The following is a 25,422-nucleotide window of genomic DNA, read 5'->3' as shown; positions in this document are numbered from 1 at the left end:
AATTCGGCGGGTGTGACCTTTAGTTGATGAAGGAAAAGAAAAGTGTTAACATGAGATGAAAAGTGACAAAGAGGAAACAATGATGACAGCAAAACTAATTAATGTAGAGGGTTCAAAGATAAAAATAGAACTAACATTAGAACTCAGTCGTTCAATGTTGGATACAGAAATAAATATTCAAAAAGGCTTAAACGAAGTAGGTTGCATCGCCAGCAAAGAAGCCTTGAAATATTTAGATACAGATGGTTCACCCTTAAAAATCGGTGAAGAAATCTGGAAGAGTAAGGGAGAGCAACCGAAAGAATATCAAACACCTTATGGTGAGGTTATAGTGAATCGTCATGTATATCAGCGTTCACCTTTGAGGAAAAACGTATTGCCCCTTAGAAAGAGAAGCAAGGATAATCATAACATCAACGCCATTATTGGCAAAACAGGTATCCTCAAAAATGTCAGGGATGGCAGGCAAAGAGGTGAAAAATGATTTATTAGAAAATCATGGTAGAAAAGTAGCGCTATCCTATATCCAAAGATTGAGTGAAGCAGTAGGAAGTGTGGTACAGGCAAAAGAAGAAGCGTGGAGTTATGCCCCGCCCAAGGAGGATAGCCAAATTGCAACAGTGGGAATAGGATTAGATGGAACCTGTATGCTGATGTGTGAGGATGGCTACCGTGAAGCAATGGTGGGAACCGTTTCCCTATACGATAGTGAGGGAGAACGTCAACAGACAATCTATCTAGGTGCGGCACCAGAGTACGGAAAAAAGAGTTTTCTAGAAAGATTGGAAAGAGAAATTGAGCGAGCGAAAAACCGTTATCCAGAGGCAAAATTTGTCGGTATAGCAGATGGTGCAGAATCAAATTGGAAGTTTTTAGAAAAGCAGACGGAAGAACAGATATTAGATTTCTATCATGCCTCTGGTTACTTAGGTGCCTTGGCAGAAGCGTTGCATCCGAATACAGTGTCAAAACAAAAAGAATGGTTGACTGAAAATTGTCGAGAACTCAAGCATGAAAAAGGAAAAGCAGGAGAACTGCTAAATCTGATGAAAGAAGTCAAAGAAGAAAAAAGTCATTCTAAGAATCTTACCGAGAAACTACAAGCGGCGATTACTTATTACGAGAATCATCAGCATCAAATGGATTATGCTGAATACATAGAGAAAAAGTATCCGATTGGTTCAGGTGTTACGGAAGCAGCTTGTAAGACGTTGGTCAAACAACGATTATGTTGTTCAGGAATGCGATGGAAGGAAAAAGGAGCAGGAATTATTTTGAGCCTACGAGCTTTGGTATTGACCAAGGAACGATGGAGTCAATTTTGGGCAAAACTTGATCAATATGGGTTCCCTGTAGAACCCTGATTACAACAGCTTTTATCAACTAAAGGTCGCACCCAATTCGGCACTCTTTTCTGGTGGAATCACGTACATCTGTCGCAGATGAGGTTTTAGTTCGTTTTTTTTAACACTTGACGCACGGTTTCGTGACTAATTGCTGGCACAATTTCTAACTCGACCGCCTTGTCGGCTAGTAACCTCAATGTCCAACGGGCTTGACCAGCAGGCGGTTCTCCACAACGTAAGGCGATTAGTTTTGCTTCTACCTCTCCATCAATAATCGGTTGACGAGGCGGCGTTTTGCGGGGCTTGCGGCTTAATGCTGACTCCACACCTTCATTGACCAATCGCTCCCTGAGATTGGCGACTGTGTTACGGTGACAACTAAAGGCGGCGGCAGCTTCCTCATCCGTCCATCCTTGTCCATTCACATCAATGTTTAACAGAATATTGGCGTGCTTAATTTTGTAAGCCGCTCCTTTGCCGATGGATACCAAATCTTTTAGGGTCTGACGTTCTTCTTGACTTAATCGGACAATATAGGTCTTGAGCATGGTTACTTATTACGATATCTGTTGAGGTAATGAATAGCCTCTCCATTTTCCCTCAAATTCACAATCTTTAGCTTGACAGACCACTAGAGAAGTTCCTGCTGTAGCTCTCGGTATAATTGAAAAAGGGTTAACTTGGGAGGACTTACTCCAAATTCGCCTGATTTTTTGAACCTCTCGTATTGCAACGTTTGTAGCTTCTAGTTAGACGATACCAGTGCCACCTCAGGGCAAACGCATCTAAATTCTAGACTCCTTATCTGATAAGACTTTCAGCGTTTCATAAAAAATCAATCATGATCTCGGAAACCCTTATCCAGCCTACCTTTCAAAAATAAGATGCGTTCGCCCTGTCTGAAACCCCGTCGTTCTAGGACGGCTTTATATGGTAGGATACTGGTAGTCACTGACCCCCCCCTGATTGACTGACAAAAGTTTGTCTTGATGCCACTCAAAGCCCCTTCTAGCAAGGGTTTTAGGTGATCAAGATCGTTTTATGGCTTTGTCTCGCCTGTAATCCTTGTCAGCTAAGGGTTTCAGGGGTTAGTGATCCATGTTTTGTCAGTCAACCAGGACCCACCCAGACGATCTACCGTGTACACATAAGTCTTTGGTTTTCTGTTTAACCTTAGACCCTGATTGACTGACAAAAGATAGGAGAGAACAGGCTGAAAGCTAAGTCAGAGAAGGAATAGAAGCCCTTGACAGAAGGGGATGAGAGTTGAGATTCTGAGATTAGAAACGACTCGTAATGGAGAAATGCCATGAAAAAAAACTCCCCTCACTACAATGCCCTAGAGTCATGGTTGGGAGAAGCCACTGAATGGGAACATCTGACTCATTTAAAAACTTGTATCTGGATGATAATGGCATTAACCTAGTAGTCAGTCAAGGTAGAACTGATGGATAAAGCCGCTTGAGTTTGATGCGAGCATCATCAGTGGTAAATTGCCAATCAATGGTACGCAATTGTTCATTTCGGTGTTTTTCCCAAGCAGCAATTTCATTGTTGAGAGTTTCCTTGTCAGGAATACGACGGGCTAAACATTGACGAGATAAAACGCTCAACTCAATCTCAGCCATGTTGAGCCAACTACCATGCTTAGGGGTGTAATGAATATCCAGTTTGTCAAGGATACGCTTGGCTTCTTGGGGTTCAAAGGTCTCATATAAGGCATAGGAAACATTAGTATTCAGGTTGTCGTGAATAAGTGTTATCTTTTCGGCTTCTGGATGATAAATGGCACTGGTATCGTCTAGCTAGAAGCTACAAACGTTGCAATACGAGAGGTTCAAAAAATCAGGCGAATTTGGAGTAAGTCCTCCCAAGTAAACCCTTTTTCAATTATACCGAGAGCTACAGCAGGAACTTTTCTCGTAGTAAAATGGCTGCGAACAAAGTTATGAACCATCCAGAAAATATCTAGGACTCGCTGTAATCCCACAACAGATTTAGCATAAGTATTTGTACGACGACGAAAGGCAGATAAATAGCGTCGGATAGCACTATTAAATGCCTCAACGTGGTTGGCATGGACGTCCTTTTCTTCTGGTTTTTCTGTTGTCTCAGGATGTTCTGGTTTCGGAGTTTCTACTTTCTTTAGTTTACCCTCAGAATCTCGACGTTTACTACTCTTATTTTTTAGTCTTACCACAAGACCCTTCGGTAATACTTTGGTGGGACGACCTCGCTTTCCAGTCCTTAATACTTCGTGACAAATATTAAATAGGGCTTGCTGAAAAAGTCAAAAAACGAAAGAAATGTGGGTTAGGGAAGTATGGACTGAAAAAGCATAGATAACTTATCCTTATGGAAACAAATCAAAATACAGATTTTGTTTAATCTATTGTTCCTTTCTGTCTAAAAAGGTCAACACAAATCACTCCTCACAAAAGAGAGGAAAATTAACACCATTTTTCACAAGAAAAACGACTCTACAACTTTTTACTTTTTGTCTTCTGAAGTGGGTGTGACCTTTAGTTGATGAAGGAAAAGAAAAGTGTTAACATGAGATGAAAAGTGACAAAGAGGAAACAATGATGACAGCAAAACTAATTAATGTAGAGGGTTCAAAGATAAAAATAGAACTAACATTAGAACTCAGTCGTTCAATGTTGGATACAGAAATAAATATTCAAAAAGGCTTAAACGAAGTAGGTTGCATCGCCAGCAAAGAAGCCTTGAAATATTTAGATACAGATGGTTCACCCTTAAAAATCGGTGAAGAAATCTGGAAGAGTAAGGGAGAGCAACCGAAAGAATATCAAACACCTTATGGTGAGGTTATAGTGAATCGTCATGTATATCAGCGTTCACCTTTGAGGAAAAACGTATTGCCCCTTAGAAAGAGAAGCAAGGATAATCATAACATCAACGCCATTATTGGCAAAACAGGTATCCTCAAAAATGTCAGGGATGGCAGGCAAAGAGGTGAAAAATGATTTATTAGAAAATCATGGTAGAAAAGTAGCGCTATCCTATATCCAAAGATTGAGTGAAGCAGTAGGAAGTGTGGTACAGGCAAAAGAAGAAGCGTGGAGTTATGCCCCGCCCAAGGAGGATAGCCAAATTGCAACAGTGGGAATAGGATTAGATGGAACCTGTATGCTGATGTGTGAGGATGGCTACCGTGAAGCAATGGTGGGAACCGTTTCCCTATACGATAGTGAAGGCGAACGTCAACATACAATCTATCTAGGTGCGGCACCAGAGTATGGAAAAAAGAGTTTTCTAGAAAGATTAGAAAGAGAAATTGAGCGAGCGAAAAAACGTTATCCAGAGGCAACATTGGTCGGGATAGCAGACGGGGCAGAATCAAATTGGAAGTTTTTAGAAAAGCAAACGGAAGAACAGATATTAGATTTCTATCATGCCTCTGGTTACTTAGGTGCCTTGGCAGAAGCGTTGCATCCGAATACCGTGTCAAAACAAAAAGAATGGTTGACTGAAAATTGTCGAGAACTCAAGCATGAAAAAGGAAAAGCAGGAGAACTGCTAAATCTGATGAAAGAAGTCAAAGAAGAAAAAAGTCATTCTAAGAATCTTACCGAGAAACTACAAGCGGCGATTACTTATTACGAGAATCATCAGCATCAAATGGATTATGCTGAATACTTAGAGAAAAAGTATCCGATTGGTTCAGGTGTTACGGAAGCAGCTTGTAAGACGTTGGTCAAACAACGATTATGTTGTTCAGGGATGCGATGGAAGGAAAAAGGAGCAGGAATTATTTTGAGCCTACGAGCTTTGGTATTGACCAAGGAACGATGGAGTCAATTTTGGGCAAAACTTGATCAATATGGGTTCCCTGTAGAACCCTGATTACAACAGCTTTTATCAACTAAAGGTCGCACCCTCTGAAGTAGAGTAGAAAGATTCATTACCAAAAAGTTCATCGCAATTACCGTTTCCGAGGTCTCAGGTAGTTTGGCCATCACTCGACCAAGACTAAATTTCCTCTTTCCCTGTCCGAATTTACCCTCAATGGCATTACGCACTCTTTCATCTGAGCGTGCCTCTTTCTTTTTTTCTTTGCTCACCTCTTTCGGCGGTCTTCCCAATCGGGGACCACTCATTCTTATATCCCTTTCTTTACAATAAGCTCGATTCGCTTTTGTTCGATAGATTTTATCCACATGAACCGATTCCGGATAACATCCTGTTTCCCTTTTATATTCTTCTATTCGCGCTTGTAAATCTCCCGATTCGTTGTAATTATCCCAACTTAATTTGTCTAAGAAGACAAAGCCATTCACATTACTTGCCGATATTTTAGCTCCAAACTCTACTGCTTTTCCCGCTTTTCCACGCACTATTGGACGCACGTGAGGTTGGCTTACACTCACGATTCTGTTTTCTACTTTATTTGTCTTTTTTTCATACATTTCTAACTGTTGCTCATACACTTTTCCTATCGTTACAAGCTCTTCTTGCTCTTTTTTCGTTAGTTTTTCTAACTTTGCTCCCTCTTCTATCATTTTTTCTATATGAGACAAGTTTCTTTTTATATATCCTAGTTGTTTTTTTGTTCCTTTTCTTCTTTCTTTTTTTGACACACGACGTTTTTTTGCTATGGCTAAGTACTCTTTTCTTGCCACTTCCCTATAAGTCCTCGGCTTTTCTTTCCTTTTCTCTTTTATTTCTTCATACAGCTTATCTATTATTTTTTCTGTTTTTTCTCTGGCATCATTCAATATTCCTATATCCGTTGGATATTTTATATCTGCTGGTGTACAAGTCGCATCTAACAATAACTTTCCTTCATTTTCTTTTTTTTCTGACGCTACACCCGTCGCTTTTTTTTCTATTTCTTTATTAATTTTATTTATTAATTCCATTCCTATTTTTTTACGAAAATGAACCATCATTGACGCATTAAATGCTTCTTTGCTACTATAGCTTTCCATTCCTATAAAGTACTGTAAATAAGGGTTCTCTTTTATTTGTTCTACTGTTTCTCTGTCACTTTTTCCTGAAATTTCTTTGATAATTAATGCTCCTAATGCCATTCTAAATGATTTGGCTGGGGCTCCTTTTTTTTCTGTGAAGTTTTTTGCATATTCTTCCTCATATTCTTCCCAAAGAATCATTTTTGACATTTCTATCCAACGATTTTCTTCGTCTAACTGCCCGCCGAACAGATTTTTCAAGTTTTCTGGTGTTTCAATTGAGTACTGTTGCTTTCGGTACATCTGCTTTCTCTCTTCTTAATGCAATGGTTTTGAGGCATTCTACCCTATTTTCGTGCATTCTAGCGGTTCTTAATTCGCCTACTATTTTTCTCCGTAAAGGTTTCAGCTTTTTTCAGCAAGCCCTACTTATTACGAGAATCATCAGCATCAAATGGATTATGCTGAATACATAGAGAAAAAGTATCCGATTGGTTCAGGTGTTACGGAAGCAGCTTGTAAGACGTTGGTCAAACAACGATTATGTTGTTCAGGGATGCGATGGAAGGAAAAAGGAGCAGGAATTATTTTGAGCCTACGAGCTTTGGTATTGACGAAGGAACGATGGAGTCAATTTTGGGCAAAACTTGATCAATATGGGTTCCCTGTAGAACCCTGATTACAACAGCTCTTATCAACTAAAGGTCGCACCCGATGCGTTTGCCCTGCACACCCTTCTATCAAGGGCTTCTATCCTTCTTCTGACGGGTGTGACCTTTAGTTGATGAAGGAAAAGAAAAGTGTTAACATGGGATGAAAAGTGACAAAGAGGAAACAATGATGACAGCAAAACTAATTAATGTAGAGGGTTCAAAGATAAAAATAGAACTAACATTAGAACTCAGTCGTTCAATGTTGGATACAGAAATAAATATTCAAAAAGGCTTAAACGAAGTAGGTTGCATCGCCAGCAAAGAAGCCTTGAAATATTTAGATACAGATGGTTCACCCTTAAAAATCGGTGAAGAAATCTGGAAGAGTAAGGGAGAGCAACCGAAAGAATATCAAACACCTTATGGTGAGGTTATAGTGAATCGTCATGTATATCAGCGTTCACCTTTGAGGAAAAACGTATTGCCCCTTAGAAAGAGAAGCAAGGATAATCATAACATCAACGCCATTATTGGCAAAACAGGTATCCTCAAAAATGTCAGGGATGGCAGGCAAAGAGGTGAAAAATGATTTATTAGAAAATCATGGTAGAAAAGTAGCGCTATCCTATATCCAAAGATTGAGTGAAGCAGTAGGAAGTGTGGTACAGGCAAAAGAAGAAGCGTGGAGTTATGCCCCGCCCAAGGAGGATAGCCAAATTGCAACAGTGGGAATAGGATTAGATGGAACCTGTATGCTGATGTGTGAGGATGGCTACCGTGAAGCAATGGTGGGAACCGTTTCCCTATACGATAGTGAAGGCGAACGTCAACCTACAATCTATCTAGGTGCGGCACCAGAGTATGGAAAAAAGAGTTTTCTAGAAAGATTAGAAAGAGAAATTGAGCGAGCGAAAAAACGTTATCCAGAGGCAACATTGGTCGGGATAGCAGACGGGGCAGAATCAAATTGGAAGTTTTTAGAAAAGCAAACGGAAGAACAGATATTAGATTTCTATCATGCCTCTGGTTACTTAGGTGCCTTGGCAGAAGCGTTGCATCCGAATACCGTGTCAAAACAAAAAGAATGGTTGACTGAAAATTGTCGAGAACTCAAGCATGAAAAAGGAAAAGCAGGAGAACTGCTAAATCTGATGAAAGAAGTCAAAGAAGAAAAAAGTCATTCTAAGAATCTTACCGAGAAACTACAAGCGGCGATTACTTATTACGAGAATCATCAGCATCAAATGGATTATGCTGAATACATAGAGAAAAAGTATCCGATTGGTTCAGGTGTTATGGAAGCAGCTTGTAAGACGTTGGTCAAACAACGATTATGTTGTTCAGGGATGCGATGGAAGGAAAAAGGAGCAGGAATTATTTTGAGCCTACGAGCTTTGGTATTGACCAAGGAACGATGGAGTCAATTTTGGGCAAAACTTGATCAATATGGGTTCCCTGTAGAACCCTGATTACAACAGCTTTTATCAACTAAAGGTCGCACCCCTTCTGACAAGCCTTTTAGCCTTTTCTCTCCCATGTTTAGTCAGTCAATCAGCCGATCGCCTTTAAACATTTTTGAGAGCCATTCTCCATTGGTGTCAACTTAAGCCAAAATGCCTACTCACAAAAGATTAGCCTAAAAGCAGGCGGAAGTAAGAGTAGGCTGAAAAAAAGGTTAGTATATAAAAAAGTGAGCAAAAAACAAATGGCAAGACAACATCCTCGGAGAAAAGGAAACCCAGACTTACGTCGTAAGACAAATCAGCCAGGGGTAGAAATCCCTGAAATAACAAAAGAGTTGTTTGAATTACTAGAACCCACAATGTTTACACCATTAAAATATTTACAGGGAACTCATGAGAAAATGATGAGAGATAGGGTATTAAATGGGTGCATCCCACTTAAGATAATACATTGACACTCAAAAGAGGAGAGTGATTGAGATAAGCACATCGTAGCCGAAGAATACGAGAAACATTATGAAGATGCCAACGTGCTCCCGACAATTTAACCCTAGCTCCCACCTGTTTAATCTTAGACTCCACATCACCAGAACCAATCACAATACCAAGCTGTTGATAGTATTGGTAATCAGGGATACGCTGATAATGCTTCGTCAAATAGGCTTGAAAATTCTTTGCCCTCTTGCTTTTGACTCCATCAAACGCATCTATTGCCTTGTTCACAAAACCCCGCCACAGTAAATGCTCCACTGCTTCTAGCCGTTTGAGAGAGCCACCCACTTTGAACAGATTCTCCTTGAGATGATACCAATCCAACACCTCTCGTCGTATCAGCCACGATTGAGTGGCGAAACTCTCTACCGCATTCCAGATTGCGGGATGACCATCTCCCAAAAAGGTCACTATTGGAGACAAAGGTTGAACATTGCTCCAATTCTTTAAGCCCTCTGGGTCTTGGAAAAAGGCTTCACAGACATTGCCATGAAGACTCACCAGTTTATAATCTCGCCACTGTCCCCCTTCCTTCTCCTCGCCCCGCAGACAAATCTTTCCCCCATCTATACTGACCCCCGCACTCTCTGACTGAGCTTGAGCTAAGGGCAGTTCTGTCCGTTCTACCAAGCGATGTAAACTGCTATGTCCTACTTTTATCCCCATCAACTCCTCTATATCTTCTTCTGCTTGTTGGTAGGATGTTTTCGCACTGGCTCTTAGACAGCATTTCTCTAAACCTGGACTTAAGACGATTTTTGGCGACACCTTTAGTTTTCTGGCTTGTTTTTGGCTTATTTCCACTTCTCCGACTAGGGTTTTGATTTTTCGCTTGTTTCCAGACCGTTTTTTTCCCCCTTCTGAAAAAAAAACTCCCCCATTGTTGGCCCCACAATTTCTAACATCTGGGTTCTGACTTCTACTTCGATGCTTCCAAAGTCCTTCTGTTTCTCTGGTTCCGTATATTTGCGCAGGATACGGGCTGATTCGGTGAGATGCTGTTTTAACAGTGCTTTTTCTTCTGGGGGAATCGGTAACATACTTTTTTCGCTCATCAGTTTTTTTCCATTTTACCCCAGATTCTATGTACTACTTTATCCGGGATGTACCCATTAAATTTACCAGTAATGGTGGCATTAGTGTTAAGTATAGTGTATCGTCAAATAGCGGGTATAAGTGAAGCGGTAAGACTGTTAGAGGAAGAGGGATTGCTATGGGTAGCATCATTAAAAGTAAGCAAACAGGCAGTATCAAAAAGAATGATGAATGTGCCAGCCGAAATATTTGCAATATTACTAAAAGGAGTGTTAGAAACTGGACAGTGGGAAGTTTATGGATGGCAGAGAAGGTAATGACTATGCGGCCAAAGTAAGTCTATCAGGACTTGGAAAAGGGTCAAGTTTAGCGGCAAGGAATTTAGGCAAAAGCAGACTAGGTGGACTTTGAGGAAAAATCATTGGGGCTTGATGTTGGATGGCTAGTTGAGCAATGCGTTCACTAGGATAGGGCTTGCTGAAAAAAGCTGAAACCTTTACGGAGAAAAATAGTAGGCGAATTAAGAACCGCTAGAATGCACGAAAATAGGGTAGAATGCCTCAAAACCATTGCATTAAGAAGAGAGAAAGCAGATGTACCGAAAGCAACAGTACTCAATTGAAACACCAGAAAACTTGAAAAATCTGTTCGGCGGGCAGTTAGACGAAGAAAATCGTTGGATAGAAATGTCAAAAATGATTCTTTGGGAAGAATATGAGGAAGAATATGCAAAAAACTTCACAGAAAAAAAAGGAGCCCCAGCCAAATCATTTAGAATGGCATTAGGAGCATTAATTATCAAAGAAATTTCAGGAAAAAGTGACAGAGAAACAGTAGAACAAATAAAAGAGAACCCTTATTTACAGTACTTTATAGGAATGGAAAGCTATAGTAGCAAAGAAGCATTTAATGCGTCAATGATGGTTCATTTTCGTAAAAAAATAGGAATGGAATTAATAAATAAAATTAATAAAGAAATAGAAAAAAAAGCGACGGGTGTAGCGTCAGAAAAAAAAGAAAATGAAGGAAAGTTATTGTTAGATGCGACTTGTACACCAGCAGATATAAAATATCCAACGGATATAGGAATATTGAATGATGCCAGAGAAAAAACAGAAAAAATAATAGATAAGCTGTATGAAGAAATAAAAGAGAAAAGGAAAGAAAAGCCGAGGACTTATAGGGAAGTGGCAAGAAAAGAGTACTTAGCCATAGCAAAAAAACGTCGTGTGTCAAAAAAAGAAAGAAGAAAAGGAACAAAAAAACAACTAGGATATATAAAAAGAAACTTGTCTCATATAGAAAAAATGATAGAAGAGGGAGCAAAGTTAGAAAAACTAACGAAAAAAGAGCAAGAAGAGCTTGTAACGATAGGAAAAGTGTATGAGCAACAGTTAGAAATGTATGAAAAAAAGACAAATAAAGTAGAAAACAGAATTGTGAGTGTAAGCCAACCTCACGTGCGTCCAATAGTGCGTGGAAAAGCGGGAAAAGCAGTAGAGTTTGGAGCTAAAATATCGGCAAGTAATGTGAATGGCTTTGTCTTCTTAGACAAATTAAGTTGGGATAATTACAACGAATCGGGAGATTTACAAGCGCGAATAGAAGAATATAAAAGGGAAACAGGATGTTATCCGGAATCGGTTCATGTGGATAAAATCTATCGAACAAAAGCGAATCGAGCTTATTGTAAAGAAAGGGATATAAGAATGAGTGGTCCCCGATTGGGAAGACCGCCGAAAGAGGTGAGCAAAGAAAAAAAGAAAGAGGCACGCTCAGATGAAAGAGTGCGTAATGCCATTGAGGGTAAATTCGGACAGGGAAAGAGGAAATTTAGTCTTGGTCGAGTGATGGCCAAACTACCTGAGACCTCGGAAACGGTAATTGCGATGAACTTTTTGGTAATGAATCTTTCTACTCTACTTCAGAAGACAAAAAGTAAAAAGTTGTAGAGTCGTTTTTCTTGTGAAAAATGGTGTTAATTTTCCTCTCTTTTGTGAGGAGTGATTTGTGTTGACCTTTTTAGACAGAAAGGAACAATAGATTAAACAAAATCTGTATTTTGATTTGTTTCTATAAGGATAAGTTATCTATGCTTTTTCAGTCCATACTTCCCTAACCCACATTTCTTTCGTTTTTTGACTTTTTCAGCAAGCCCTATTTAACAAATGTGTTGTCTCCCGAACAACTGTCCGCCGAAGAGGTCTGTGATTTATATCGAAGACGATGGACAATCGAAGAAGCCTTTTTATTAACGAAAAGACTTTTAGGACTAGCCTATTTATGGGTAGGTAATAAGAATGGTGTCCAAATCCAGATTATTTGCACTTTGATTTTCTATACGGTCTTAAATCAATTGGTAGGGGAAGTGGCGATTGCTCTAAATCAACCGAAAGAAAAAATCTCAGTAGAGATGGTGTTTCGGAGTCTATACTATGTAGCGAAGGCTATTGCTAGAGGAGAAAAGCCTGATACAGTAACCTATCTGGCTGAACGTGCTAAGTTATTTGGTTTGGTCAAAGCTGAGAGAAAGCGACATCGAGAAAAGGCCGCTCTCAATCAACAAATTTGGGAACCCATTCCTTTAAGTTGACACGGATGGCCATTCTCTCTCTCTCTCCTGCCAGAGGTTCCTAAGACGAGAGCTAGAGAGAGAGCCGGAATTAATTTAGGCGGGTTTAATACCGGTTATTTCTAGCCAGTAACGAGGAATTTCCGTTAACTTTTCCCGTTCCCATAGATTTTTGGCTCCCTCTTGTAAGGCTTGACTAGCAAACTGGATTGGATAACCACTCATCAGCACTTCCGCCAAACCAGCATAGACTCCAACCGTTTCAAAACTCTGCTGGGTCATCATAATTGTACGCAGAGCAGAGCCAACCGCCTCAAAACCATTACGACTTAACGTTTCTTGCCATTCCTCGGAAGACATCCAACCCTTGTCAAAAGCTTTACCCACCGTTCCTCGTTTACGCTTGATGCCTGGCTCTCCTTTTTCCCGTTGCTGTTTATCTAGATCCAGCATGACTTTAAAGGATTCTTTCATCCATTCATTGTTGATCCATTGTGTCCCTTCTGGGTAAGTGCCCACAAAGAAAGTACTATTAAAAGCGAAACGACCCCCTGGACGAAGAACCCGCAAAATTCCCTGTAGAAGCTTATCCTTATCCGGTAAGAGGTGAATCGAATTTCCCATCACCACTAAGTCAATACTATTCGGTTGGCAAGGAATCTCATCGGCACTGCCTTCTAATAACAAAACAGCCCCTTTATTCACCTGGGCTGCTACTTCTAGACCATTGATATCTTCAACTAAAAGTCCTCTTTCTCGAAAGTTTTTACGACCAATATCTAAAGATTCCTTAGAAATATCAATCCCGATCACTTGAATATTAGGCTGAATCTCAAACAGGATCTCCGTCAATGTTCCAGTGCCACAGGCCAAATCCAGAACTCTTACAAATTTTCCGAGTGAGAGATTTTCCAAAAAGTCGCGATTGCCTTGAATATATTCTGGCTGTTGAGAATAGGGTTCGTAGGACGTAATAACTTCCATCATAAATTTCTTAAGTTCAGAACGAATGGGAGGACTATTTTTGTAAAACGGTGATTTCTCCCCGATTATCTGCCGGTAACTTGAGAGAATCAAGCAACTTTAACGTCGATGGGGAAGGCTGGAGATAGGTATGCCAGAAAGCTAAACTCAGATCTTGAACATAACTATGTACTTGACGTTGGCGATCGCGATTCACTAACCCCAACTGATCCTCTGCAAAAGAAAAATGGGAAGCTCGCTGAATCAAGATCTGACACTTATCGCCTGGAGCCATATAGTCAAAGGACTGCTGTCGCCACTGAGCCGTTTCTCCCATTAACCCTCGATCCTCTGGCCCGGTAATGATCATCATTGGCCGAGTGATCATCTCCCAAGAATGGCGATCAAAACCTTGCCGGCCAGTTCCCTGGGGAGAAATAGCCAGAAAAGCACAAATACGTTCATCCTTAAGATTAAGAATCGCTCCGTTCGGAAGCCGGAGATTGGCTCCCGCCAGTAACATCACCGTATGGGCACCAAAGGAATGACCCGCTACACCAATAGAGGAACGATCTAGCTTTCCTGCCAACACAGGAACCTTCTGTTCCAAAAGCGGAAGGGAATCAATCAAAGCAGAAATATCTTGAACTCGATCTTGCCATTGCTGGGGATCATCAATGATATCTTTGAGGAGTTGAAAACCAAGTCCTCGCTGTTTTCCTAGCAGAGAAGAGTCACTACCAATGTGGGTTGGGTGAATAGCAATATAGCCATGACTAGCCCAGTACCGTCCTAAATAATCATAGGAAAGACGAGAGCCACCAGCCCCATGGGAAAAGAAAAGGATAGGACATTTATTCCTTTCTCGTGGATAGTAGATATTCAAGGGGATTTCTCGATGACGCTGATCATCAACAAAGGTTAACGCTTCGATGACTTCAGGACTATATTGAGAAAAAGCTTGAACATCAATAAGACGATGAGCTACAGTATTTTCTTGAACACCTTGACGACGCGCAAGAATGCGTTGCCTGATTCTATCTGAAATCGCCATTGTTTAATACGGTTTGAATCTTGTTCACCGAAATGCTTGGCCAACAAACTTTTTAAGCCACTGATTGGGAAACTAAAAACTCAGCAATCTCATCGATACTCAGATCATCGACATATCGACCATCGATCATAATCAGCTTTTCAAAAGGGAGACGTGCCTCAGCAGAAGGATTCTTGAAGTTCTCTTCCAAAGCCACAATTAATTGAACAACATCAACAGACTCAAAGGCTAAATCATCCATCAACTGGGTTGTTGCACTGATCGGTTCATCCGAAGGGAGATCCCAATCTTGAGTCATATCGTCAATGATAGTAATTACTCGCTCTGTTACGTCTTGTTTGGGTGCTGCTGTAGTCATAAGATTCGATAGAAGTCTAGAAAAAGTTCAGGATAGATTTCTCCCCTCTTCAACTCACTGAGAAAGCAAACACTTTCTACAGGAGCGATTGAAGGGACTAGGGGTTGGATTACGAATGCTTAAGATTATTCCATATATCCTAACATTTGCAATTGGGCAATGATTTTTGCCTTGTCTTCCTCTGTTGCATCCTCAGAACTTGAGCTAGGGGAGGGCGAAGCATTTAACTGCTCAATGGAGAGGGTCGCTGGCCCTGTTCGAGGAGGCTGAGCGTTCCAATACTCCTCTGTAAAGAAATCCTGGGGAATAGTTCCTTCAAAGTCGCTAGGAATAGGCAGACCTTGGCTATAAAGAAAAGTCGGTGCGACATCGACAATTTGTTTTAAATCGGTTTCAACGCCTTGACGGATGCCATAACCTCCCGCCAGAAAAACACCATCGGGATGATGAGTGCCCGCCGGCATATCTCGCTTCCAGAGAGGCGGTGTGGTGCTACGGACTGACACAAAGCCATTGTCACGCAGCATCAAGGTCAGATCAGGGGCGTTTTTCATGTTTTTACCAGGGAAAACATCTTCTCGCTTCATAATTTCCACGATGATCCGTTCCCCGTTTTCTTCATCAACAAAACTTTCCAGATCCAGAATTAATTTGGTACGGAAGCTTTCATAGTTTTCTGGTTTAATACCTGGGTCGCCTGGTTTTTCCGCGACACGGATAGTAATACCATTACTGGAAGGAGTACGACAGTAAGCCAACGTTTGATCCCAATCCACATTGGCAAAGTTGGAAGCATCCCGTCTTTTACTTTGTTCAGTACCATCATCCTCTTTCCAGATCAGGTATCCTTTTTCCGCCAAGAAACTATTAATCCGAATGACTTCGGTGGTGGTGGTAAAACCATGATCAGAGGCCATAAAAACCTGTGCGTCTGGCCCTGCTAGCGTGACCAGTGCTTCAATATAACCATCTAGTTGTCGAAAATATTTTAAACAGAGAGCACGCATTCGTGTCTCCCAGGGAGAGGGATTTTCCGGCAACAAAGCTGGATCTAAAAACTTCCAAGCCTGATGTTGAATTTTGTCGGTTCCATCAAACAGAACGGCCATGAAATCAGGATTATCTTCTTTCATTAACATTTCGGAAATACGAAACCACTGTTCTTCCCTAGGAAGGTGATAGCTAATCCAGCTTTCCATATCTTCAGGACTAATGATTTCAATGGCTTTCCCTTCCTGTTCAAAATCCCAAGCTAATTCTTTGGGATCAAAATCAGGAATATTCTTAAGTCGCTCATAAAAGTTCTCTGGTGAAACATTACGACGGAGATGTTTCCATGAAACAAAACCAGGGACAACAACGCCGGTTAAACCCTTAGGAGGGGCTGTTACTGGGAAATTCAGTGCGACATAACTTTTATCTTGCCGTCCCAAAATTGACCAAATAGTTTCCGTGTCAATATTACGAAAATCATTGAGGGTAAAGAAAATATCTCTTCCTTTTTCTTCTGTATGAACGAAGTCATAAATCCCATGTTCTCCCGGATTTCTGCCGGTTTGAATAGAAACCCAAGCCGGAGGGGTTAAAGGATTAGGTGTTGAACGTAATTTGGCTCGGACTCCATTCTCTAAGAATTTTTTTAAAAACGGCATTGTAATGCCTTCCCCAGGTAAGTCACGAGTCATTTCATTCAAAACAGTGAATGTTGCACCATCAAGACCAATGAAGAGTGTGCGAGTCATTAACTTCCTCCCAGGAATTATAGAAACCAGTCAAGAAAAATGGCATATTAGGAAAAGATTCCGGCTTAACGATAGTTAAATTTTTCAAAATCCCCAATAGTTCTCAACAATATGCTTAATGCTAACAGATGTAATTTAACTTCGCTAGAGGGAAAGGTCGCCATTATCACGGGAGCAAGTGCCGGGATTGGAAAGGCGATCGCCGCCAGTCTTGCCCAACAGAATACCTCAATCGTCATGGTAGGACGCAATCCCCAGCGATTACAAGAAGTTACCGAAAGCTTAACGGCAGCCTATCCAGCTTGTCCAATTGTGGGATATCCCTTAGATGTGGCTAAGGATGAGGATATGACCGCAATGGCTGACAAAACCCTGGCTCATTTTGGCAAGATCGATATCCTGGTGGCATCAGCAGGGATTCTCCGGCCTAGCAAACAACCGAACATTACCCCGATTTGGCAAATGAACACGGAAGCCTGGGATGAAGTGATTAACATTAACTTAAGGGGAACCTTCCTGAGCAACCGGGCTGTATTGCCCAGTATGTTACAACAGCGATCGGGACAGATCATTAATATTGCCTCCAAATCTGCCCTCAAAGGACGGGCCTTTGATTCTGCCTACTGTGCCTCCAAATTTGGCGTTATTGGCTTGTCCCAGTCCCTAGCCGAAGAGGTTGGCCCCAAAGGCATTCGGGTTCAAACCGTTTTACCAGGCGCGTTTGAAAGTTCTATTTGGTCACAGAATCGTTCCATTCCCCATCCCCAGGGTTTACCGCCGGTAGAGAGAGTAGCAGATTTAGTCCTGTATTTACTAACCTTGCCCCAGGATACCATTTGTCCTCAGATGATAGTGGAGCCGGTACGCGCTAAACGTCCTAGTTGGTTAAAGCAACGTGATTAAAGCCAAGGTGACGAAGATTATTTTTAATCTTCCCTAGCCATAATTAAAGATAATTTGAGATATTAATCAAGGAGAGTACGAGTGAACAGTTTCCAGAATGGACAAGCCAAAAGGTTACAGGGCCAGGTCGCCATTGTCACTGGTGGTGCGGGTGGAATTGGTCAAGCCGCTTGTCAGGGTTTAATGGCCGAGGGAGCCTCAGTCGTCATTGTGGACAAATCCACCGAACGGATTGAGCAACTTCAGCAGGAGCTTGCCCAGATTGGTGGAGAGGGCTGTCCAGAAACCTTGGGTTTAACCCTAGATGTTCGCAAGGAAGAAGATATGGAGGCGATGGCCCGGCTGACCGTCGAAAAATTTGGACAAATTGACATTCTAGTAACTAGTGCAGCAGTTCTGCGGGGAGCTGGTAGTTTACCGAAACCCATGGTTAAATATGGTGTCGATGAGTGGGATTTTGTGATGGACATTAACCTCAAAGGCGTTTTTCTCAGTAATCGAGCCGTACTGCCAAACATGATTCAACAAAAACGAGGCACGATTATTAATATGTCTTCGGTTTCAGGTCGTCAAGGTCGGGCCCATGATTCTGCTTATTGTGCAACTAAATTTGGGGTTATTGGTTTTTCTGAATCTGTGGCGGAGGAAGTGCGGCAGTATGGCATTAAGGTACAAGTAGTATTACCGGATGCAGTGGATACTCCTATTTGGGAGCAAAATGGCCCAATTCGTCCTGAAATTTCCCTACCGCCGGAGCGAGTTGGTAATTTAATCGTCTATTTAGTCTGTTTGCCGCCCGATACCATTATTTCCGCCCCGATTATCACCCCGTTCCAAACCCGGAAGCGACGCGGTGCAAAACAGGAATAGGGTGAGATCAAGATTTCTCCTCATCGGCTAGGGTACGGATGAGGGGCCGATGACAGGGCTACCGTTAGGAATATCAAGTTCAATCTGTGGCCCTCGGTCTAGCACTTCAATGTCCCACTGACCTCGCCGCGCCGTTTCAAAAACCACATAGCGACCGTCAGGGCTGATCTGGGGGTTTCTCACCCAACTACGGTAGGTCAAGGTTAATAAGTCTGTTCGTTTAGTTAAACGGTCATAAAGAGCGACATCGGGTCGTCCTTGTAAACTGGATAGATAGACCAAATAGCGGCCTGTACGACTTAGGCTAGGACTTTCGGCGATCGCATTACTTTGATTAAGACCGGGCAGATCGACAAGATGATTTTCCCGTAGGTCATAGACTAAAATCTCCCGATTGCCGTTGCGGTTGGAGGTTAGGGCTAACCAGCGGCCATCTCCACTTAAAGCAGGTTGTTCATCATTGAAGCGACTATTTAGGGAGGAGGCGATCGGTGCGCGGGGAATTAAATCACAGGCCGCAAGTAGTCCCAATAAACCGAGCAAAATGGGCCGATAGACTCGCATTAACCAAGAGGATTGTTCACTCAACCGTATTTTAATGAATCAAAAAATCTAATAATCAAATCGGGTTGAATCTTCTTCCCTAGGGCGATCGCGGCTAGAAGAGGAAGATTCTGAGGGGAAATCATTCGGGGTCTCATCCTCTTCATTTAAGGGTTGGTAATCGACATAGGCCGCCGGTGGTTCATCTTCATAGGGAGAAACCTTTGGAGTAGGGCGTTCAGCGCGAGGACGACGGGGACGAGAAGACGTTTCTCTAGATTCAGTTGGCCCATCACTTTCAGGTCGCGGACGACGGGGACGACGGGGAGAAGGGGGTTCTTCCCAAACATCTTCCTCCCAACTTGCATAGTTATCGGTTTCGGGACGAGGACTGGGGCGAGAACGGCGGGGAGATTGCCGATCTGGTTCATTAGCGGGACGGCGGTTACGACTAGGGCGGGATTCCTCATCCCCATAATTGGTGCTGCGATTAGAGCGGGGATCGGTATAACCTCTGAGGCGACGCTTGTCGCTATAACCTTCTTCTTCGTAGGGTTCTATCTGATCTAGTTCTGCTTCTGTATAGACCCTGGTTTTGCTCACTCGGCGATCGTCCACTAACGGACTACTGCGGCGGGCCTGTTCCGTGGTGATCCCCCGCAACCGAATCGTTTCTACCGCAAAAAATACGGTTGAGCCAGTTAATAGTAATTGGCCAAACTGGAGAATTGGGTCAAGTCGCCAGCCCTGAAACAATAAAATTAAGCCACAGAGCAAGCCGACAGCCGAGAAAAAAATGTCATAGTCTCGTGAAACTTCGGGGCGAACCGATCGCAAAAAATAGAGACCAGCCCCGGCCACCGCCAAAAAAATCCCTAAAATACTGGCTGAATTAAGTCCAAAATTAACCATTTATCTGAATTAACACTCCATCTCGCTATTTTAGGGTAGCAATTTTGAACCCTTCGGTGATAGTCGATCGCCCCACCCCAGCCAACGCCAGAGTGGGGAGCAGATCAGACATTACGTTTGATTTTATCTTTTTGGCTAATGAAGATCAGACCTACGGTGGCGGGAATGAGCACAATCACGGCTCCCAATACCAAGCTCCAGAGGAAATTAGCTAAAGAAGGTGTCATAGGAGTTCAACCTTTTGCATTTAATACGCTTCAGTAAACCATTCTATCGGCTTTGTTTCCTTTTTTCCGCATCGTTTTTAGATCCAGAGACGCGATCGCGGCTTCGGGAGAAGATAATTGGCTCAATGCCTTAACAGACCAGTGATCCCCGTAATCACTCGGAAAGATTTTTCATTCCCCAGGGAAAATACGTCCTTCCCCAGCACCAAAGACTGATGCAAACTGTCAATAACTCTAAGGTCTAATCCTCACACTTCCCGAATCCCGCGATCGCCTGCTTTGTCCCACAACAGGGGATAAATTGAGAACTAAGCATCAGAAACCCATTTATGCTCCCTCTCTCTCAACTTTTTAGAGTTTCCTCTCTCCCCTTGCCCTTCAGCACTCTAAAATTGTTAGCAAAAAAGGAACAAAAACCTGATCGGAAAACGACTAAGCGTTTATGATTGGGGAGTAATGCTGCCTCTGCAAGCATGAAATTGTTGTCATACCACATTTTCGACTTTTTTATTGATAGACCCTGCCATGACTGCCCTTCCGAAAGAATTTTTGACCAATACCCATCCCAGAGCCAGACGGGGAAGAAGAGCTTTTCCCCGTCATTCCCAGGCTTTGCCTGTAGAGGCTGCGAAAGCCAGTAATCAGACCAGTTTTGGCCAATCTGACAATCTCCCTCCCTCAGTCTTACCCCAAACACCTCTGCCGACTAGCTTGCAATTTTTGCTGCGTTTCCAGCAGGCAACTTCCGTCTTTACCCTGGGATTAGTGGGTATTGCCTTGGGCGTTTATGGTTGGACAGTTTATACTCCTAGGGCTTGGAGTCAGGAATTTCATAAATTGCTAACTCTGCAACGCTATGAACGTCAATTAATTGCCAGCAATGAATCTATTAAACATCAATTGGCAGAGCAAGCTACTAAACCTGGTTCGGGCTTAGTCAAAGCCATGCCTCAGCAAAATATCTTTTTAGCCGCCAGTCCTAACTCACTCTCCTTGTCAAAAGCCAAACCAGTCAAAGCTCAGTCTCCATTGATTATTTCCAAAGAACCCATTGCCTACTAAGCTGGAAAGGAGCTAGAGGAAATGAATCTGATTCTTGACCTTGGCTCCTCTCCTTGCAGAGATCATGATTGCTTATACTATTTATACGGTTTATCGTTTTTATCAATATTTCTATAAATATTGTGCTTATTGTTCAGATTTAATGTTTTAAGCTAATTGAGCTAAGTTTCCCCATCCTTTTAAAATTCTCGTTTCCTGGTCAAGACTATGGCCTCCTCGCATTTGAAGTTGAAAACGAATCCCAAAACCTCCCCTGCCAATCGTCCCCAGCGACCCAATCGGCCGAAGCCTGTATCAAAGCGTTCGACTGTCACTGCCCCAAAACTACCATTAGAGAACCGAAAATCCTCCCCTCCTCAACGCCCCCCCCTCAAAAGGAAAAATAGACCGTCACCCCTACCGAAATTAAGAATGCTGGCTGTATGGGGAATCCTAACGGCTGGAATGTTGGGGTTAGGCTATAAACTGTATCATTTACAAGTTATTCAAGCCGCTTGGCTGCAAAAAAAAGCCCAGGCTCAACAAACAACTAGTCTCCAACCCTATATTCCTCGACGATCTGTGATTGATAATTTAGGGAATGTTTTAGCAACAGATCGTCTAATGTATGTCCTCTACGTGCATCCTAAGTTATTTAAAAAACCCAAGGAAGAAATTGCTCAGGAACTGGCGTTAATTTTAGGGGACAGAACTCCGCAGGAATTGGTAAAACGCTTTAATCAGCAAGCCAGTGGGATTAAATTAGCAACCCGATTAAGTGAGTCCCAGTCCGCTAAAATTCACAGCCTGAAATTAGATGGCTTAGAACTAGAGCAGCAGTATGCTCGTTTCTATCCCCAGGAAGAAATGGCAGCCGATGTCGTCGGCTATGTGGATGGGGATCACCATGGCCAGGCAGGCATTGAATTAAGTCAAAAGCAGTTGTTGGAACGGGATGCCTTAAGCTTTTCCATTCGCCGAGCCGGTAATGGGACGATTTTGCCCGCCTTTTTACCCCAGGATTTACTCCAGTCCAATGATTGGCAATTGCAGTTAACCTTGGATATGCGCTTACAACGAGCCGCCAAGGAAGCTTTGCAGGCACAAATGAAGGTTTATAAAGCCAAACGAGGAACTGTCCTGATTATGGATGCTAAGGATGGGGCTATTCTGGCGATGGTCAATGAACCCTCTTTTAATCCCAACGAATATTACAAATCCAAGGTTGAATATTTTAAAAATTGGTCAGTGAGCGATCTCTATGAGCCTGGCTCAACTTTTAAACCCATTAATATTGCCCTGGCGATGAGTACCAAGGCCATTACTCCCAAAACGAGGGTGTTTGATGGAGGTTCAGTTAGGGTTGGGCCCTGGACAATTAAAAATTCCCATTCTGGTGGCGGGGGGTTAATTGATGTGGCACAAATCATTAAAACCTCTAGTAATGTTGGCATGGTGGGATTAATGAGGCATTTATCTCCTGATCAGTACTATACACTCCTTCAGGGCGTGGGTATGAGTAGTAAAACAGGGATTGATCTGCCTGGCGAAGTGGCAAATTATTTGAAGACGAGGGAAGAGTTTGTTAGCCAAGCGATTGAACCAGCGACGGCGGCCTTTGGGCAAGGGCTTTCTCTCACTCCCATTAAGCTGTTACAACTCAATGCGGCTCTGGCCAATGGAGGAAGATTGGTTACGCCTCATGTGGTTGAAGGGTTAGTGGATGCCAGGGGAACTCTTCATTGGCAACCGGATTATCCTGTTAAAAACGTGTTTTCCCAACCTGATGCCCATGCCATCGTCCGAATGATGGGAGATGTGGTTAATGCGGATGGCGGAACTGGGAAAGCTGCCCAAATTAATGGTTATGACATCGGCGGTAAAACAGGAACTGCTCAAAAGGCTGGGCCAAGGGGTGGTTATTTAGCAAATGCCTATATTACGAGCTTTGTTTCGATCCTACCAGTGGAAGATCCTCGTTATGTTGTACTGGCAGTAGTGGATGAACCGAAGGGAGGTAATGTTTTTGGGGGAACGGTAGCGGCTCCTGTGGTTAAAAAGGTGATGGAGGCTTTGATTGCAATTAAGGGGATTCCACCTTCTTCTCCCACCGCGATTGATCCGCTTAAACCCTTGACGGATTCTTCTACGGATGGGCCCAAAAAGACTCATTGATTTCCAGAAGCAGCGATCGCGGTCAACTGGTCAATTTTTACAGATACCTTCTCAAAAGCAAATTTTTGAATCTCATTTCCGCTATGGCTCAACTACGTTCTTCTTGGCATCGTCCCCTTCTACTAGGTCTTATTTCTACTCTGTTGACCAGTCTGCCAGTCAAAGCGGCGGAGAGAATTTTTATTACCTTTAGTCCCTATCATCGTTCGATTCGGATTGCTTCTTTAGAACGGTTTGCCAAGGAAGGAGTGGTAGATGGAAACTTGCAGTTTTACTTCAACGTGGTGGGTGTCACCGAAGCGGAAAAAAAGGAATATAGAAATCTTCTTAATACCCAAGCCAAGATCGATCCGATCCAAATGTCGCGTTTTCTCAATACAGAAATTGGAGAAGCTTTTTTAACTCAGATCGGGAATTTGGTGACGATTCCTGGGGGGCGTAACGGTAAATATGCCTTGCGAGGAGCCTTGATTAGTGCCTCTCTAGATCCCAAGGGATTAACCGCGATCAATTTTCTACGGCAATTACCGACGGATGTGCAGCTTCAGGGAGAACGAATTTTAGAACGGGCGAAGTTAGTACAAGCGTTAATTGAGGCTACAGAAAAGTTTATCGGAACAATGGCTACCCTCTCCAGTGTAGAGGCAAAAACGGAACCCCCTGTCAATTTTTCCCAATTGCCCGATCCCCGTCAGCCCGGACCTTACGGTGTTGCTCCCAAGGAAGTTTGGCAATTACATGACACTAGTCGCGATCGCCATTTTTATGTGGATGTCTTTAAGCCCCAACGTTGGAAAGCCGGCCAAACCCCAGTGGTGATCTTTTCTCATGGTTTAGCTTCACGTCCAGAGGATTTTGATAGTTTAGGAGAACATCTTGCCACCTATGGTTTTGTCGTCGCCTTACCTCAGCATCCAGGCAGTGATTACCAACAGGCCCAGGATTTGTTCAATGGCTTAAGTCGTCAGGTGTTTGAAAGAAATGAATTTATTGATCGTCCTAAGGATATTAGTTTTGTCATTGATGAATTAGAACGACGTAATGCTGGGGAATTTGGGGGACGCTTAAACTTAACTTCTGTGGGAGTTGGAGGCCACTCCTTTGGTGGCTATGGGGCTATGGCCGTTGCTGGAGCAGAAATTGATTGGCAAAATCTCAATAGAGAATGTCATCCCAATAATGCCTTTCCCAATACAGCCCTGTTACTGCAATGTCGCGCCCTGCAATTACCTCAAAGAAATTACGACTTTCGAGACCCACGAGTCCAGGCAGTTGCGGCGGTTAATCCGGTCAACAATGCCGTTTTTGGGCGCACAGGTCTTGGCAAGGTAAAAGTCCCTATTATCATTGCGGGGGGAAGTTATGATCCGGCTACGCCCTTTGTCCTAGAACAAGTTCGCTCTTTTCCCTGGTTAGGCAGTGAGACGAAGTATTTTGCCCTAGCTGATGGTCAAGCCCATGTGGATTTTTCCCAACTGGATGCCGGTTTGAGTAACCTCATAGATTCCATGGGAGACTTAACTTTACCGAGTCCCGATCTTCTGCATAGTTATCGCAACGGCATTATGGTTCCTTTCTTTAAAGTTTTCACAGCCGGTGATAAATCCTACGAACCGTTTATGAAGTCTAGTTCTTCCTATGGTCAATATCTGAGCACGGGTCAGGATTTTAAGTTGTATATCGTTAGTGGAACTTCGGCTCCAACTTTGCAGCAGGAATTGATCGATTTTGCTAGTGCTCGTGGCATTCAAGCTCCCCAATAGTTCTCTCTCTTAACCACTGGATAGATCATTTTTAGTGATTTTTCTAAAGGCAACGAGTATTTGTGACATACTCCCAGCACTAACCGCTTAGGCGGTACAGTGTGGGCTTCTCCCACCAGAAAGTCGTTCTACGATGGAACTGGACTGGAGCGTTTTATAGTGAGACGATGCCCAACCCCACTTTTTGAAATTTCTTTTTCATCCTATTTGAACCATGCAACGGAGTCGCTTGTTATTGATCGAATCTTCTTCATTGAAGAAGTGCCAACAATCAGAGGCTTATCAGACATCTTACGGGAAGGAAATCAACCCTTATGGCAATCAGGTTCTTTATTGCCTTGTCCAAATAATAACACTTTTTGTTAATCTTCGCGGC

18 protein-coding genes and 8 pseudogenes are annotated in these 25,422 nt (G+C 42.7%); 13 read left to right on the top strand and 13 right to left on the bottom strand.

Annotation, left to right across the window (positions count from 1 at the left end; genetic code table 11):
• Positions 1–82 precede the first annotated feature (82 nt).
• Positions 83–1,364 (top strand): annotated as a pseudogene (locus KA717_26125) (ISKra4 family transposase).
• Between the two features lie 86 nt (positions 1,365–1,450).
• On the opposite strand, the gene KA717_26120 reads toward KA717_26125, so the two are convergent.
• From KA717_26120 to KA717_26110, 3 genes and pseudogenes are all read right to left on the bottom strand, one after another.
• Positions 1,451–1,894: a helix-turn-helix domain-containing protein gene (locus KA717_26120; protein ID UXE59318.1), complete on the bottom strand. Its 444-nt coding sequence runs from the start codon at positions 1,892–1,894 to the stop codon at positions 1,451–1,453.
• A gap of 885 nt (positions 1,895–2,779) precedes the next feature.
• Positions 2,780–3,118: pseudogene (locus KA717_26115) on the bottom strand (transposase).
• Between the two features lie 65 nt (positions 3,119–3,183).
• Complete coding sequence (locus KA717_26110; protein UXE59317.1) at positions 3,184–3,546, bottom strand: hypothetical protein; 363 nt, start codon at positions 3,544–3,546, stop codon at positions 3,184–3,186.
• 385 nt (positions 3,547–3,931) lie between these two features.
• Between KA717_26110 and KA717_26105 the strand changes: the two are divergent.
• Positions 3,932–5,213, top strand: a pseudogene (locus tag KA717_26105) (ISKra4 family transposase).
• Here KA717_26105 and KA717_26100 read toward each other — a convergent pair.
• The gene (locus tag KA717_26100; GenBank protein ID UXE59316.1) at positions 5,186–6,583 is read right to left on the bottom strand and encodes an IS5 family transposase; all 1,398 of its coding nucleotides are present in this window, start codon (positions 6,581–6,583) and stop codon (positions 5,186–5,188) included. The pseudogene KA717_26105 and the gene KA717_26100 overlap by 28 nt on opposite strands.
• A 124-nt stretch (positions 6,584–6,707) precedes the next feature.
• On the opposite strand from KA717_26100, the pseudogene KA717_26095 reads away from it, so the two are divergent.
• From KA717_26095 to KA717_26085, 3 genes and pseudogenes are all read left to right on the top strand, one after another.
• Positions 6,708–6,959, top strand: a pseudogene (locus tag KA717_26095) (ISKra4 family transposase).
• 161 nt (positions 6,960–7,120) lie between these two features.
• Positions 7,121–8,402 (top strand): annotated as a pseudogene (locus KA717_26090) (ISKra4 family transposase).
• Between the two features lie 221 nt (positions 8,403–8,623).
• Entirely contained in the window at positions 8,624–8,851 is a 228-nt protein-coding gene (locus KA717_26085) for a hypothetical protein (GenBank protein UXE59315.1), read from the top strand.
• On the opposite strand, the gene KA717_26080 is transcribed toward KA717_26085, so the two are convergent.
• On the bottom strand, positions 8,835–9,713 hold the full coding sequence (locus KA717_26080) for an ISKra4 family transposase (GenBank protein ID UXE64783.1): 879 nt from the start codon (positions 9,711–9,713) through the stop codon (positions 8,835–8,837). The genes KA717_26085 and KA717_26080 overlap by 17 nt on opposite strands.
• On the bottom strand, positions 9,701–9,943 hold the full coding sequence (locus KA717_26075) for a hypothetical protein (GenBank protein UXE59314.1): 243 nt from the start codon (positions 9,941–9,943) through the stop codon (positions 9,701–9,703). Before KA717_26075 ends, KA717_26080 begins: the two co-directional genes overlap by 13 nt.
• A 48-nt stretch (positions 9,944–9,991) precedes the next feature.
• On the opposite strand from KA717_26075, the gene KA717_26070 reads away from it, so the two are divergent.
• From KA717_26070 to KA717_26060, 3 genes and pseudogenes are all read left to right on the top strand, one after another.
• Positions 9,992–10,240, top strand: coding sequence for a hypothetical protein (locus tag KA717_26070; protein ID UXE59313.1), 249 nt, complete (start codon positions 9,992–9,994; stop codon positions 10,238–10,240).
• Positions 10,241–10,516: 276 nt separating this feature from the next.
• Positions 10,517–11,854 (top strand): annotated as a pseudogene (locus tag KA717_26065) (IS5 family transposase).
• 227 nt (positions 11,855–12,081) lie between these two features.
• Positions 12,082–12,516 (top strand): annotated as a pseudogene (locus tag KA717_26060) (transposase).
• A gap of 75 nt (positions 12,517–12,591) precedes the next feature.
• Here KA717_26060 and KA717_26055 read toward each other — a convergent pair.
• The 4 genes from KA717_26055 to KA717_26040 all read right to left on the bottom strand — a co-directional run bounded on the left by KA717_26055 (position 12,592) and on the right by KA717_26040 (position 16,612).
• Positions 12,592–13,482: a class I SAM-dependent methyltransferase gene (locus KA717_26055; protein ID UXE59312.1), complete on the bottom strand. Its 891-nt coding sequence runs from the start codon at positions 13,480–13,482 to the stop codon at positions 12,592–12,594.
• Between the two features lie 31 nt (positions 13,483–13,513).
• Positions 13,514–14,512, bottom strand: coding sequence for a hypothetical protein (locus KA717_26050; GenBank protein UXE59311.1), 999 nt, complete (start codon positions 14,510–14,512; stop codon positions 13,514–13,516).
• Between the two features lie 52 nt (positions 14,513–14,564).
• Positions 14,565–14,870 (bottom strand): acyl carrier protein, encoded by a 306-nt coding sequence (locus tag KA717_26045; protein ID UXE59310.1) that lies wholly within the window; start codon positions 14,868–14,870, stop codon positions 14,565–14,567.
• 125 nt (positions 14,871–14,995) lie between these two features.
• The gene (locus KA717_26040) at positions 14,996–16,612 is read right to left on the bottom strand and encodes an alkaline phosphatase family protein (protein ID UXE59309.1); all 1,617 of its coding nucleotides are present in this window, start codon (positions 16,610–16,612) and stop codon (positions 14,996–14,998) included.
• Between the two features lie 111 nt (positions 16,613–16,723).
• Between KA717_26040 and KA717_26035 the strand changes: the two genes are divergently transcribed.
• Both KA717_26035 and KA717_26030 read left to right on the top strand, forming a co-directional pair.
• Entirely contained in the window at positions 16,724–17,515 is a 792-nt protein-coding gene (locus tag KA717_26035) for an SDR family oxidoreductase (protein ID UXE59308.1), read from the top strand.
• 81 nt (positions 17,516–17,596) lie between these two features.
• On the top strand, positions 17,597–18,385 hold the full coding sequence (locus KA717_26030) for an SDR family oxidoreductase (protein UXE59307.1): 789 nt from the start codon (positions 17,597–17,599) through the stop codon (positions 18,383–18,385).
• Positions 18,386–18,412: 27 nt separating this feature from the next.
• Here KA717_26030 and KA717_26025 read toward each other — a convergent pair whose 3' ends face one another.
• The 3 genes and pseudogenes from KA717_26025 to KA717_26015 form a co-directional block, all read right to left on the bottom strand.
• Positions 18,413–18,973 carry a biopolymer transporter Tol gene (locus KA717_26025; protein ID UXE59306.1) on the bottom strand — a complete coding sequence of 187 codons (561 nt, stop codon included), beginning with the start codon at positions 18,971–18,973 and terminating at the stop codon, positions 18,413–18,415.
• A gap of 102 nt (positions 18,974–19,075) precedes the next feature.
• A pseudogene (locus KA717_26020) lies at positions 19,076–19,840 on the bottom strand (Ycf66 family protein).
• Positions 19,841–19,944: 104 nt separating this feature from the next.
• Complete coding sequence (locus tag KA717_26015; GenBank protein ID UXE59305.1) at positions 19,945–20,067, bottom strand: photosystem II reaction center X protein; 123 nt, start codon at positions 20,065–20,067, stop codon at positions 19,945–19,947.
• A 525-nt stretch (positions 20,068–20,592) separates the two neighbouring features.
• On the opposite strand from KA717_26015, the gene KA717_26010 reads away from it, so the two are divergent.
• The 3 genes from KA717_26010 (at position 20,593) to KA717_26000 (ending at position 25,046) form a co-directional block, all read left to right on the top strand.
• On the top strand, positions 20,593–21,129 hold the full coding sequence (locus tag KA717_26010) for a hypothetical protein (GenBank protein UXE59304.1): 537 nt from the start codon (positions 20,593–20,595) through the stop codon (positions 21,127–21,129).
• Positions 21,130–21,540: 411 nt separating this feature from the next.
• Positions 21,541–23,283 (top strand): penicillin-binding protein 2, encoded by a 1,743-nt coding sequence (locus KA717_26005; GenBank protein ID UXE59303.1) that lies wholly within the window; start codon positions 21,541–21,543, stop codon positions 23,281–23,283.
• A gap of 83 nt (positions 23,284–23,366) precedes the next feature.
• A complete protein-coding gene (locus KA717_26000) occupies positions 23,367–25,046 on the top strand; it encodes an alpha/beta hydrolase (GenBank protein UXE59302.1) in 1,680 nt (559 codons plus the stop codon).
• Positions 25,047–25,422: the final 376 nt, after the last annotated feature.

Source organism: Woronichinia naegeliana WA131 (genome assembly GCA_025370055.1).
Taxonomy (GTDB): Bacteria; Cyanobacteriota; Cyanobacteriia; order Cyanobacteriales; family Microcystaceae; genus Woronichinia; species Woronichinia naegeliana.
This window is presented reverse-complemented; position numbering and strand designations above follow the sequence as displayed.

Excerpts from the sequence above, each read along its gene's own strand:
- KA717_26055 (UXE59312.1), bottom strand. The coding sequence starts at position 13,482 with ATGATGGAAGTTATTACGTCCTACGAACCCTATTCTCAACAGCCAGAA.
- KA717_26035 (UXE59308.1), top strand. The coding sequence starts at position 16,724 with ATGCTTAATGCTAACAGATGTAATTTAACTTCGCTAGAGGGAAAGGTC.
- KA717_26050 (UXE59311.1), bottom strand. The coding sequence starts at position 14,512 with ATGGCGATTTCAGATAGAATCAGGCAACGCATTCTTGCGCGTCGTCAA.
- KA717_26040 (UXE59309.1), bottom strand. The coding sequence starts at position 16,612 with ATGACTCGCACACTCTTCATTGGTCTTGATGGTGCAACATTCACTGTT.
- KA717_26045 (UXE59310.1), bottom strand. The coding sequence starts at position 14,870 with ATGACTACAGCAGCACCCAAACAAGACGTAACAGAGCGAGTAATTACT.
- KA717_26070 (UXE59313.1), top strand. The coding sequence starts at position 9,992 with ATGTACCCATTAAATTTACCAGTAATGGTGGCATTAGTGTTAAGTATA.
- KA717_26015 (UXE59305.1), bottom strand. The coding sequence starts at position 20,067 with ATGACACCTTCTTTAGCTAATTTCCTCTGGAGCTTGGTATTGGGAGCC.
- KA717_26120 (UXE59318.1), bottom strand. The coding sequence starts at position 1,894 with ATGCTCAAGACCTATATTGTCCGATTAAGTCAAGAAGAACGTCAGACC.
- KA717_26000 (UXE59302.1), top strand. The coding sequence starts at position 23,367 with ATGGCTCAACTACGTTCTTCTTGGCATCGTCCCCTTCTACTAGGTCTT.
- KA717_26075 (UXE59314.1), bottom strand. The coding sequence starts at position 9,943 with ATGAGCGAAAAAAGTATGTTACCGATTCCCCCAGAAGAAAAAGCACTG.
- KA717_26005 (UXE59303.1), top strand. The coding sequence starts at position 21,541 with ATGCTGGCTGTATGGGGAATCCTAACGGCTGGAATGTTGGGGTTAGGC.
- KA717_26100 (UXE59316.1), bottom strand. The coding sequence starts at position 6,583 with ATGTACCGAAAGCAACAGTACTCAATTGAAACACCAGAAAACTTGAAA.
- KA717_26010 (UXE59304.1), top strand. The coding sequence starts at position 20,593 with ATGACTGCCCTTCCGAAAGAATTTTTGACCAATACCCATCCCAGAGCC.